Annotated in this window: 10 protein-coding genes and 3 pseudogenes; 8 read left to right on the forward strand and 5 right to left on the reverse strand. The window is 65.1% G+C overall.

Features of this window, described 5'->3' with window-relative positions:
• From G9373_RS43355 to G9373_RS43370, 4 genes and pseudogenes are all read left to right on the forward strand, one after another.
• Window positions 1-413 (forward strand): annotated as a pseudogene (locus G9373_RS43355) (Rep protein); the annotation flags it as partial.
• Window positions 414-670: 257 nt separating this feature from the next.
• Window positions 671-1,675, forward strand: coding sequence for an acyl-CoA dehydrogenase family protein (locus G9373_RS43360; protein ID WP_167121002.1), 1,005 nt, complete (start codon window positions 671-673; stop codon window positions 1,673-1,675).
• A 657-nt stretch (window positions 1,676-2,332) separates the two neighbouring features.
• Window positions 2,333-2,716 (forward strand): hypothetical protein, encoded by a 384-nt coding sequence (locus G9373_RS43365; protein ID WP_167121004.1) that lies wholly within the window; start codon window positions 2,333-2,335, stop codon window positions 2,714-2,716.
• A complete protein-coding gene (locus G9373_RS43370) occupies window positions 2,713-3,303 on the forward strand; it encodes an AAA family ATPase (RefSeq protein WP_167121007.1) in 591 nt (196 codons plus the stop codon). Before G9373_RS43365 ends, G9373_RS43370 begins: the two co-directional genes overlap by 4 nt.
• Window positions 3,304-3,666: 363 nt before the next feature.
• Here G9373_RS43370 and G9373_RS47360 read toward each other — a convergent pair.
• A pseudogene (locus tag G9373_RS47360) lies at window positions 3,667-3,795 on the reverse strand (DUF4193 family protein); the annotation flags it as partial.
• An 806-nt stretch (window positions 3,796-4,601) separates the two neighbouring features.
• On the opposite strand from G9373_RS47360, the gene G9373_RS43380 reads away from it, so the two are divergent.
• On the forward strand, window positions 4,602-6,308 hold the full coding sequence (locus tag G9373_RS43380; RefSeq protein WP_167121009.1) for a DEAD/DEAH box helicase: 1,707 nt from the start codon (window positions 4,602-4,604) through the stop codon (window positions 6,306-6,308).
• A gap of 262 nt (window positions 6,309-6,570) precedes the next feature.
• Here G9373_RS43380 and G9373_RS47365 read toward each other — a convergent pair whose 3' ends face one another.
• Window positions 6,571-6,801, reverse strand: a complete 231-nt coding sequence (locus G9373_RS47365) for a hypothetical protein (RefSeq protein ID WP_240961093.1) — start codon at window positions 6,799-6,801, stop codon at window positions 6,571-6,573.
• A gap of 169 nt (window positions 6,802-6,970) precedes the next feature.
• On the opposite strand from G9373_RS47365, the gene G9373_RS47370 reads away from it, so the two are divergent.
• Entirely contained in the window at window positions 6,971-7,273 is a 303-nt protein-coding gene (locus G9373_RS47370; RefSeq protein ID WP_240961094.1) for a hypothetical protein, read from the forward strand.
• Window positions 7,274-7,879: 606 nt separating this feature from the next.
• On the opposite strand, the gene G9373_RS43390 is transcribed toward G9373_RS47370, so the two are convergent.
• Together G9373_RS43390 and G9373_RS43395 are read right to left on the reverse strand one after the other, a co-directional pair.
• Window positions 7,880-8,536 carry a tannase/feruloyl esterase family alpha/beta hydrolase gene (locus G9373_RS43390; protein WP_167121011.1) on the reverse strand — a complete coding sequence of 219 codons (657 nt, stop codon included), beginning with the start codon at window positions 8,534-8,536 and terminating at the stop codon, window positions 7,880-7,882.
• 71 nt (window positions 8,537-8,607) lie between these two features.
• The gene (locus G9373_RS43395) at window positions 8,608-9,000 is read right to left on the reverse strand and encodes an Ig-like domain-containing protein (RefSeq protein WP_167121013.1); all 393 of its coding nucleotides are present in this window, start codon (window positions 8,998-9,000) and stop codon (window positions 8,608-8,610) included.
• Between the two features lie 431 nt (window positions 9,001-9,431).
• Between G9373_RS43395 and G9373_RS43400 the strand changes: the two genes are divergently transcribed.
• A complete protein-coding gene (locus G9373_RS43400) occupies window positions 9,432-9,827 on the forward strand; it encodes a hypothetical protein (RefSeq protein WP_206033820.1) in 396 nt (131 codons plus the stop codon).
• Window positions 9,828-10,009: 182 nt separating this feature from the next.
• Here the strand turns inward: G9373_RS43400 and G9373_RS43405 are convergent, their stop codons facing one another.
• Entirely contained in the window at window positions 10,010-10,447 is a 438-nt protein-coding gene (locus G9373_RS43405; RefSeq protein WP_133987560.1) for a helix-turn-helix domain-containing protein, read from the reverse strand.
• 125 nt (window positions 10,448-10,572) lie between these two features.
• Between G9373_RS43405 and G9373_RS43410 the strand changes: the two are divergent.
• A pseudogene (locus tag G9373_RS43410) lies at window positions 10,573-10,766 on the forward strand (calcium-binding protein); the annotation flags it as partial.

The raw sequence follows: 10,766 nt of genomic DNA on the forward strand, positions 1-10,766 counted from the left end.
CCGCCACCCTCATCGCCCGCTCCCCCGTTCTCGCCCAAGGCCATATCGGCAACATCTGCGACACCATCCAGGCCGCCGGCATCGACACCACCCGCTGGACCGGCCACGACATCGCACAGACCCTCGACCGCGACACCACCCAACGTGGCTGGACCTGGCCCACAGCAGACCGGATCAGCTCACCGGTCGCCCTCCTCCGCTGGCGACTGACCCACATCGACTGGACCGGCCCCTCCCCCAGCCAGCACCGCACCGCAGCCGACGCCCGGCGCCGCCGCGAACAACACACCCGCCGCACCACCATCCACCGTCGCAACGCCCTGCAAGCAACCCCGGAGCAGCGGGAAGCCGCCCTCGCACAGATCCGCCGCGCCCTGCGTCACACCACACATCGCCGAATTGATCTCCGATGAGCCACCCAGCGGGAAGTTCACCAGTCTCGCGGGTAGTCCTCCACCATCATCGAGCCGCCGCACCTCGGGTCACGGACCGACTGCTACTGCCGTGGGACTACACCGGAGGCGATCCGGGGAACATCTCGATCGCAGTTGCGGCAGTGGACCGCTGCCGCAGTTGGGCGAGTTCTCAGAAGCTGGACGAGTCTCACGGCGTCCGCCCACCATTGGAGTACGTCGGCGGGGTGCGGCGCAGTGTGGATACGGTGTCAGCCATGACCGACTGGGTACAGCAAGCGCAAACCCTCACCGACCAGGTGCTGCGACCCGCCGCGGCGGAGGTCGACACGTCGGGGAAGATCCCGCCCTCGCACTTTTCCGCACTACGCGACCGGGGCTTCTACGGCCTCGCCTTCGCCACCACAGATCCCGTCGACACCCTCGCCGACGTCGGTGAAATCCTCGTCAGCGGATGCCTGGCGACCGCATTCGTCTGGGCACAACACCACGGCACCCTCCTCCGAATGATGATGTCGAGGAACACCACCCTCAAAGCCCGCTATCTCGCCGACCTGCGCAGCGGCGCCGTCACCGCCGGGGTGTCCGGCAGCGGCTACGCGAACCCGGACAACCCCGTCATCGTCGCGACCGAAACAGACGATGGATACACCATTACCGGGCAGGTTCCGTTCGTGACCGGATGGGGCCTCGTCGACACTATTGGCGTCACCGCATTCGACACCCGAGCACAGAAGACCGTCACCTTCCTCATGGACGCGACCGACGGCCCAAACGTCCACGCGAACCGAATCTGCCTGTCCGCGGCCGACGCCTCCAACACCGTCGAACTGACCTTCAACGGACACCACATCCCCCACACGGCAGTCATCCACGTCCGACAGGCGCGTCAGGGCGGACTCAGCATCGCCGACCGGGCGGTTCTCCGGATCAACGGCTCCCTCGCCCTCGGCGTGGCACGAGCATGCCTGACCGAAGCCGACCGCATCGGACACCCGACCGCACAGTTGTGGGAAACACACACCACGATCCGCGAGGCTCTCAACAACGCGGCCACCGGCGACGGAGACATCTACGACGCTCGCGCCCGCGCGAGCCGATTCGCCGTCACCGTGGCCAACTACGTCGCCACCGCCGCAGGAAGCCGATCAGTCACACGCGGTGAACCCACCGAGAGAATGGTCCGGGAAGCCGCCTTCAGCATGGTCTGCACCACCACCCCGGAAATCAAGTCACGCATCCTGACCGCACGCCACCCCTAGTGGAACCGCCGGACCGAGACGCATGACGGCGATCCCAGACCCCGACTTCCCGCACCCTCAGTCCCATCGCATGCCTCCCCGTCTCGCTCCACCGGAACCGGCGATCAGGCGGACCGACCCGCCCCTCTGATCAGTAAGCAGAACATCGCCCAACAGAAGAATCGTCGGCCAGGTCGCCGCCCACCGTGATGCACGGTGCATCACCCAACCCCGCCGCGAGTCCCATCTACCCCGGGACTACCACTTCGCGGTAAGGCGACTCGGCGAGTCTCGGCCAGTTACCCTTGCGCCCTCGAACCATGCGTGGAGCTCCGCGCTCAGGGATGCGGTGCTCGCTGGCGGCTCAGCTAGGCGGCTCGCAGCGGACGCAGGAGTCAGCAAAAGCGCGGCGGGTCGTATCCCGGAATGCCAAGTCTCGACCCGACGGGATACGGCCCGCACCCCTTAAACCGCCTCCGGACTGACCTCAATGGCCAGTTGGGGGCGGCTTTTTGTCGTTTAGGGGGACCTTCACCGCACCCGGCGGCGTGGTCTCGAAGGAAGGACCGACGCTCGTCGGCGGGATTCGGGCGGACCTTCTGACAACAGGAACCCGACAGCGCCTGTAGCTATCAGCTACACTTGTAGCAACTAGCTACACCACCCGGGAGTGAAGTGATGCAAAGCACTGGCGACAAGGTCACCCGCCTGGCAGCGGACCTGGTGGCCAGCGCCATGGCCGAGGGAGAACGGCAACACCGCACCGGTCGCCAACAACTCGAACACTGGGCCCGGGTGGGACGTGCGGTCTCGAGCCGGCAGACCGCGGCCCGCCGCCGAGTAGAAGACGCTCTAGCCGGCCGGTTGCCGCTCGGTGAACTCGGACCCGAGGAAGGCACAGTGTTCAACGCCGAGATCAACGCGGCGATCGAGGAACAACTGGCCACCACCGATTACGGTGCCGCGCTCGCGGCCCAGGGCATCACCACGGTCGCGCTGTCCGAGGACGGTCAGATCATCGAGTACCGTCCCGACGGCACGCGCACAGTCCTGCCCGAGTGAAACGACTCGACCTGGTGGTCGGTTGCAACGGCGCCGGCAAGTCCACCTTCGTGGCCTTCACCCTCGCTCCACTGCTGCCGTCCAGCCCGTTCGTCAATGCCGACGAGATCGCCAAACAACGATGGCCTGCGAATCCGGCTGCCCACTCCTATGAGGCGGCGGAGATCGCCGCGAAGACCCGAGCACACCTGCTGACCCTGGGGAAATCGTTCATCGCCGAGACGGTGTTCTCCCATCCGTCGAAGCTGGAGCTGATCGACGAAGCGCGCACACACGACTACACCGTCGTCTTACATGTGGTGATGATTCCCGAGGAACTAGCGGTCCAGCGTGTGCGCTACCGGGTCCGAGCCGGCGGACACGAAGTGCCCGAAGACAAGATCCGCCAGCGATACCAAAGAATATGGGGTCTGCTCGCTCAGGCGTTCCCACGGTGTGATCATGCGAGCGTGTACGACAACAGCGCGAGCACCGGCCCGCGCATCGTCGCCCAGTTCACCGACGGACACCTCGTCGGCGAAGCCACCTGGCCCGCCTGGACACCCGCAGAACTGACCTCGCACACCAGCCGGGGCGAGCACCCATAGGTGCGGTAACAGCCCGGCGGATCCGAACACCCAGAACACGAGAACCCAACAGGCACGGCCACCGACCACGACGCACCGAAAGTCACCGAATCCGACGAGACGGACACCTCCCTCGATGGACCTCGAGTACACCGACACCGCCGAATCCTTCGAACTGCCGGCCCTGGAGCTGACTGTCTACGGCCCGTCGAAGAACGTGCTCAGGTCCCGTGCCCTCGGAAAGTGTTCGGGTGCTTGGGGTGTGTGCGGTGCCACGACGGTGGTGTTGACTCCGGTCAGTAGGTGACCTCAGGAGGGGTGCGATATGTTTCGAGGGCTCGAAGACGCGGTCCTCGGATGTTCGGTGTTCTCAGGCGCAGTCCCGCAGATCAGCTGGGTACCGCTGGCGAGGCAGATGCGGTGGTGGACGAGGAAGTAACTGGTGCAAGTGAATTCGTCCGCCTGCTTCGGGATGACCCGGACGGTGAGTTCTTCGCCGGACAGGTCTGGACCCCGTCACGACACCGGCGTGCCGCTCCCGGGGTGGTCGCGGCAGTACTGTTCGGCGATCTCGTTAGCATCCCGTGCCAGCCAGGTCCACTCTCCCACTGCCTCATCCCCGAGCAATATCAGATCCGCCCACCGGCACTGCGGCCCACGTACACACACCAACGCCAACCCGGAATCCGACAACGTCTGGTTCGCCGCCCGCGGGGTGATCTCGTATCGAATCCCCACCGACTCATCACCTCACGGCGCCGCTCCCGGGCGCGCGTGCCCGGGGCAAGTTCCTCCGACGACACAAGCACTCCGGGGGCAGCGCCGTCGTGGACGGGCACACCCGGCCAGCCTGATCGATACCGACCCGGAGGCCCTGCGCGTGCGGGCAGCGGCGTTCGCCGGGTAGCGCGATGATCGCGCTGGCACTGGCTCGGTTCCTGCGACGCGGGCACGCCCTGTGGCCGGGGGCTGGCTGCGGAGGTTCATGCGCGGAATGGGATCACGCACGTTCTCCACCCTGTGCCCCATCATATGCACGCAGCGGCCCGTCCCTCCGTCCGTTCCGTCCGTCACGCTCGCCTCCATCGCCCGCCGCCGCCCTCCACGCCACCGCGTGCACACCGCGTCGACAGCAGTGGAACCGTCCGCCGAACCTGAGGCTGAGGCTGTCGACGTACATAATCGCCCTGCACCGGGCCCCGCGCCCCGCCGCGACAGCACGCGATTCCTCGGCGCCATCCGCCGCGACGGTCGCAACCGCATCCGCCGCAGCCGACGTCGTCGACCCCGGCGATCCGCCTTGGGAATAACCTGCACTCATGGCCGCACGCAAGACCACCCAGCGACGCTCCAGCCCCAGACGAGCCGGCGCCAAGCCCCTGATACCCACCCCGGGGCACGGGGAGCAGATCTGGATCCTCGATGTCCCGTACCGGGCATCCGCGCCCGGTGCCAAGTACTACACGGCACTCAAAGCGTATGCCTACATCGGCGCGCAATTGCCCGACGAACTCACCGTCTACGCGTCGAAACCATACTCGTACGCTCGCTGGGTCGAAGAGGACCTCAACGGCGTGCGGCAACCGGGCGCCACTGGCTTCCACAAGACACCGCGACCCGAACAGGTGGACGCCGCGAAGGCGATCGCGATGGCCTTTCACCACGACAGGCGCGGATTCTTGTTGGCCGACGAGCCGGGTGTAGGCAAGACCGGCAGCGCAATCATCGGCGCGAAAGCCGCGCTGAAATTGGGGGGCGGCGACACCGTACTCATCACCGTGGACCGGCCAGCCCAGATCACCATCGCCGCGTGGCGCGACGCCCTCGCTGCGTTCGGCGACGGAGGCTATCGGTGGCTGATCATCTCCCCGGACCAGCTCAAGAAGTTGCTCGGACGCAACGGCCAACCGAAGTACTTCTTCTCCCTCATCATCAATGACGAGGCACAGCAATTCAGGCACCTCACCGCCCAGCGCACCCAATACCAGCGGCGCATCAACCGCCTCGCCGCATCACCAGAGAAGGCGCCCTTTGTTATCACCGTGACAGCGACGCCGGGTCATCACCCAGGCGAATACACCTACTTGTCTTCGCTTTTCGCGCAACTGCACGATGACCCGCCGGGCGAGTGGGCCGATCTTGGTAAGAAACTGGTCGAGCATGGACTTCCCCTGGCTCCCGGGTGGGACAAGGGCAAATGGGACTGGAACGACCAAGCAAAAGGTTCTCAGCGGCTGCAGCATCAGGCCGTCACCCGCGTCCGGAAGTGGATGACTGACTGCGACCCGCCCGTCATGATGCATCGCGACGCGCCCTGGGGGCCGCCACCTATCGACGGCCTGCCACTCGACTTCACCGCCACACAATGGGCTGCGTACCACCAGGACTGGAGTGAGTTCCGGAGCGCGATGAGGATCGCCCGCCAGGGGAACGATACCGCCCGCGGCCGTGCCGCTCTGATGCGGTTCCGGCAAAAGGCAGGCATGCTGCGAGCCCCGCAGACCGCCGAGTTGGTAGCCGCGCACGTCGAACGCGGCTACCAGGTACTCGTCGCCGTCGAACTGGTCACCACGGCCGCCGACCCGGTCGCCAACCTCTTGGAGGAGCACGGCATTGGCGTCTCACGCATCTTCGGTGGGGGCGATCTCGAGACGGAGCGCATTCGATTTCAGCGCGGCCACAACCCGGTCGTGGTGTTCAACACCGCATCTGCGATCAATCTGCAGGCATCCGAGTTGATGGTCGACGGTTCCCGCGCCTCATCGGCACGTCGCATCGGGTTCTTCCACCAGCCTCGCTACTCCGGAATTGCCGCACGCCAAACGATGGGTCGTGCGCATCGCGACGGGCAGGTTTGCTCATGGTCACTCCTGTTCGCCGCCGGAACGGTGGAGGAGCAGGCGGCTCGGATCATGATCAATCGGCTCATGGTGACATCAGCCAGTGTCGATGGCGATCTCGGGGCGTTCGGGAAGCTCGCCCGACTGTTCGACGCAGACTGGCTTCCCGAAAGCATCTTCGAGTAGAAATGACGCCTGGACCAGGGACTCCTGCAATCGAAAGTGAGCGGATGTACATATCCCCCGCAAGTGTGCTCACAGTTGGGAGTCCACCCTGGTGAACAGAAGACGTGCATGCTGAACTCCCAGAGTCGCTGCACGCACATTCCCCGCTCAGCCTGGTGTGGTCCGCGTGGACGCACGGCAACACTGAGAGCCGCACCCATCGGCGGACAGCCGGATCGGGTTCACAGGTCCAGCTCAACCAGGGACATCACGTGAGCACGTCTCAAGCAGCGCGGGCGCGATCACTGCCGGTGTATCCGGCAGCGGCTACGCCGACCCTGCGAATCTCCTCCTCGTCGCCACCGAAACAGATGATGGATGCACCATTAGCGGGCAGGCCCCGTTCGTGACCGGATGGGGTCTCGTCGACGTCATCGGTGTCACCGCCTACGACACCCGAGCACAAAAAACCGTCACCTTCCTCATGGACGCCACCGACGGCCAGGCCGTCCACGCGAACCGAATCTGCCTGTCCGCGGCCGGCATCCAACACCGTCGAACTGACCTTCAACGGACACCATGTCCCCCACACCTCAATCATCCACGTCCGAAAGACTCCTCGCGGCGGACTCAGCATCGCGGACCGGGCGATTCTCCGGATCAACGGCTCCCTCGCCCTCGGCGTGGCCCGAGCATGCCTGACCGAATCCGACCGCACCGGACACCCCTCCCCACAACTGTGGGAAACACACACCACCATCCGCAACGCCCTCAACCACGCAACCACCGGTAACGGAGACATCTACGACGCCCGCGCCCGCGCCAGCCACTTCGCCGTCACCGCGGCAACCTACATCGCCACCGCCGCAGGAAACCGATCAGTCACACGCGGTGAACCCACCAAGAGAATGGTCCGGGCCTTCAGCATGGTCTGCACCACCACCCCGCAAATCAAGTCACGCATCATGACCACTCGTCATCCCTAGAGGGAACTGCCGGACCGAGGCGTATGACGGCGAACCCTAACCCCAACTACTCGCGCCCTCAGTCCCGCCGCAGGCGTCCCGTCTCGCTCCACCGGAACGGGCGATCAGGCGGACCAACCCGCCCCTGCGAATCAGTCAGCAGATGAGCGCCCGAACCATGAGGATCGCGTCACCAAGTCGCCGCCCAGCGTGATGCACGGTGCATCACCGCCTACCGACGCCGTAGCGCCCGTCTATCTGGGACCACCACTTCGTAGGAACGCAACTCGACGAACCTACCCCGTCCGTGCCGCCGGCGTCCGTCTCGAAAGCCGTGGTTACGGCCCGTGTTGGCGAGCTCGGTGAACATCGCAGTCTGTCGTGACCGAATCTGCGGATCCAATACGAACAAACGGGTTCACATCGTGCATGTACGCGCTGAGCACTCTCTGACGAGCGAAGACTCTGGGGGCGTTCCGTTACCAGCAGGGGGTCAGAGCCTTGCCGCCCCGTCGAATAGCAGGGTTGCCCGGCCAAGATCTCAGCTTCGAAACCCAGGCCGGCCCCAGCGAGTCCTCCCCCAAGGCTTCGACTTCGTGTGATCTGCATGGGTTTCCTCAAGCGACCCTAGCTAGTCACGAGTTGTGTGCCGTAGGCGGTGATCGACCGAACGCCGTCGACGGTGGTGCTGTCATCGGCATAGTGCAAGGCGTCGAGAGTGTCGGGTGCAATGCGGTTCTCCACCCAATTCATCATCGCAATCATCCCGGTCCCTAGGTCGACACCGAAACCTTCCTGGATGCGGGCGCTGTGCCCGTCGCCGGGGCACAAGAAGAACCGTGCGAACTCGTTGGTTGCGGAGACGCCCCCTATCTGTTCGAGCACCCGATCGAAGCACTGCCGTGAGCCTTGCGAGGAAATCGCCTGGTCGTCGGAACCGTGCGAGAAGAGCAGTTCGCCTCCGCTGTCGCGTAGGCCGGACAGGTCAGGATCGTCGACAGCGACGTGCGCAAACTCCTCGACTCCCTTCTTGGACAGCCGCGCGTACTCCTCGAACATAAGATTGGTCCAGTCCCATTCGGTATCACGAAGAAGCCACGTCTCGAACCACGACGTGGCAATAGAGAACGGACGGCGGCGACGTGTTGTGTGGTCGTCGACGGCAAGATCGAGGACGAGCAAACTGCGACTGGCCAGTACGCCGTCGTCAATTGCGATGCGGGATCTTGAACTCTCTGCGAAGGACGAGCCTCCCCCACGTCGTGGAAAGGTGGGGGCGTCCAACGATTCCGAGGCCACCTCAGATCTCGCCGTATCACCTCTGACCCCGGGATGGTGACCCGACGACCCCGGATTTAGCCGATGGGGAGGCATACCGAGCCAAGGTTCAGTCCTGTCGCGACGGTGACGGTCAGCGCTCCGGACGTTGAGGCTTTGAAATCGTCCGCACCAACCTTTGCTCCGCCGAAGGTTGCTACCACCACATGCGCGCCCGTCGTGCTGAAGGTGTGCTGGACACTGGCGGTTCCGTTCGTCACGGCCGCTGCGGCGCCGAGCGTGGCATTGCCCTCCTTGAATGTGACCGTGCCACCGGTGAAAGCGGGCGTAACCTGGGCGGTCAAGGTGACTGGGCACGTTGTCGCGGCCATACCCTGGATCGAGACTGTCGTCGTGGTGTTGATGGCCGCAGCTGCGGCGGGTGGAGCCACCAGGATCATTGCCGCGGTGGTGGCTCCAAGGGTCAGCATTCCGGCCCTCAGGCGGCGCGCAGGTCTGCGTCGTGTATGTGCACAAGGCCTGCAGACTCCCAACCCGACCGGTGGGATACCACTGATGTGATCATGACCGCACTCCTTCGATTCGCGCTGGGGGGAACGCGAAGCGGACGACCACGCATCAGACGTTTCGCGGCCGCCCGGGCCGCTGAATTTGACGTTACTCGGGGCAGTAGCCACCGACAATGCCGAACCGACCGTTCGGCACAGTGTGGTCAGCCCCGGTACTTCGTTCCTGGTGATCTGGACATATCGGCAGCTCACCCGTAACTCCTGGCCCCCTTCGGGGCGGCATGGATGGCGGCCGTGCGCGACGTGCGTGAGGTGCTGATGCTTCCTGCGTACCGACCTCGGGCAGGCCGATTACCCACATGTTTCCGCCGCGAGGGTTAGCATCCCAGAGCGTGACAACATTGCGGTCGATACCGCTCGCGCTTTTGCGCATGAATTACCGATTGTTGCGTATCCCTTTGCAATTGATCGAACAGGTCGCGGAATCACGCCTGGATGAGCACGACCGGTCCAGGCTGACGTACGAGGGATTCCTTGTCCAGTGCGACCGAACTGCCGCCACTCATCTCGGCGACATTGTCGCTGCAGAGCGCGCCGAGGAGTTGCGGCGCCATATCCTGGCCACGCAGATGACCGTCGCTCTGCAACAGCGGCGGCTCGAGCAGCGACGAGAGGCCGAGGCGGCCGGCAGGACGGCGCAGTGGGAGGAGCGGCAGCGACATAAGGAGCGGCTCCGCGCAGCGAAGGTGGTGCCGCTTTTCGAGCACATCGATCCCCCGTCGCCTTAACTTCGCCACGATCATCGCTCGGATGGCCGGGGCGATCTTCCGCCAAGTTCTCGAATGTCTCGCCGGAGGATGCGATCCGTCCACCGCGCGTGCGCCAGGCCGGTCTGCGCGAGCCGGATCAGCACGTCTCGTAACACGTTCGGGTACAGCATTCGCGTCGCAGAAGCACGGTGAAGGTCACGTCAGTACAGCCCGAGGTCTTCCGTCAGGGCCGCCAGCTCGTCCGCGGCGGCGCGCGAGGTCCCCAGTTGCGTCCGCCGGTAGGCGAGCAGCGAGGATGCGAGGATCCGGCGATGGCGGCCGACCATCCGGTACTCGATGTGCCCCTCGTCGAGGAGCTTGATCACATGCGGGCGCGAGACGTTGAGCATCTGCGCGGCCTGCTGGGTCGTCAGCTCCGCGTGCGCCGGGACGACGGTGACCCCCTGCCCCGCGGCCATATTCGCCAAGACCTCGCGGATCAGATCGAGTGCCGCGCGAGGAAGATGCACCGACTCCGAGGTGCCGGCGACGGTCACATCGAGGGTCTCCCCCGCCGGCTCGACGTCACGAAGCACCTGCAGGGCCTGCCGGGCCTGTTCCTGCTCGACAACGGTCGGCTGATCATGTGCTGCGGACATCACGCCACCTCCTAAACGAAATATACGAAACAACCGCAACGACGTGCTCGGTCCGTGTGGCTGATCCTCGCCTGTCGGTCACGCAGCGGATACCGAACGTCCTGTTTGCCTGATTCCATGCCGGAATGAAGAAGACAACCCTGGGGATGGCAGCGCTGGCCATTTCCGCACTCATCAGCGGCTGCGGTGGCGGCGCGCAGTCCAGCAGCACGTCGACCACCACCAGCGCGGCGTCCGCCACGACAACCGCCCTGGCGGTGACCACATCGGCGGCCGTCGCCCCGCCGGTCGCGCCCACGACAACCGTGGCCGTTGCTCC

The organism is Rhodococcus sp. A14, assembly GCF_011603105.1.
Lineage (GTDB): Bacteria > Actinomycetota > Actinomycetes > Mycobacteriales > Mycobacteriaceae > Rhodococcus_F > Rhodococcus_F opacus.

What these genes read in the sequence shown, in the direction of transcription:
- G9373_RS43360 (WP_167121002.1), top strand. Translation starts at nt 671, where the DNA reads ATGACCGACTGGGTACAGCAAGCGCAAACCCTCACCGACCAGGTGCTG.
- G9373_RS43365 (WP_167121004.1), top strand. Translation starts at nt 2,333, where the DNA reads ATGCAAAGCACTGGCGACAAGGTCACCCGCCTGGCAGCGGACCTGGTG.
- G9373_RS43380 (WP_167121009.1), top strand. Translation starts at nt 4,602, where the DNA reads ATGGCCGCACGCAAGACCACCCAGCGACGCTCCAGCCCCAGACGAGCC.
- G9373_RS43395 (WP_167121013.1), bottom strand. Translation starts at nt 9,000, where the DNA reads ATGCTGACCCTTGGAGCCACCACCGCGGCAATGATCCTGGTGGCTCCA.
- G9373_RS43405 (WP_133987560.1), bottom strand. Translation starts at nt 10,447, where the DNA reads ATGTCCGCAGCACATGATCAGCCGACCGTTGTCGAGCAGGAACAGGCC.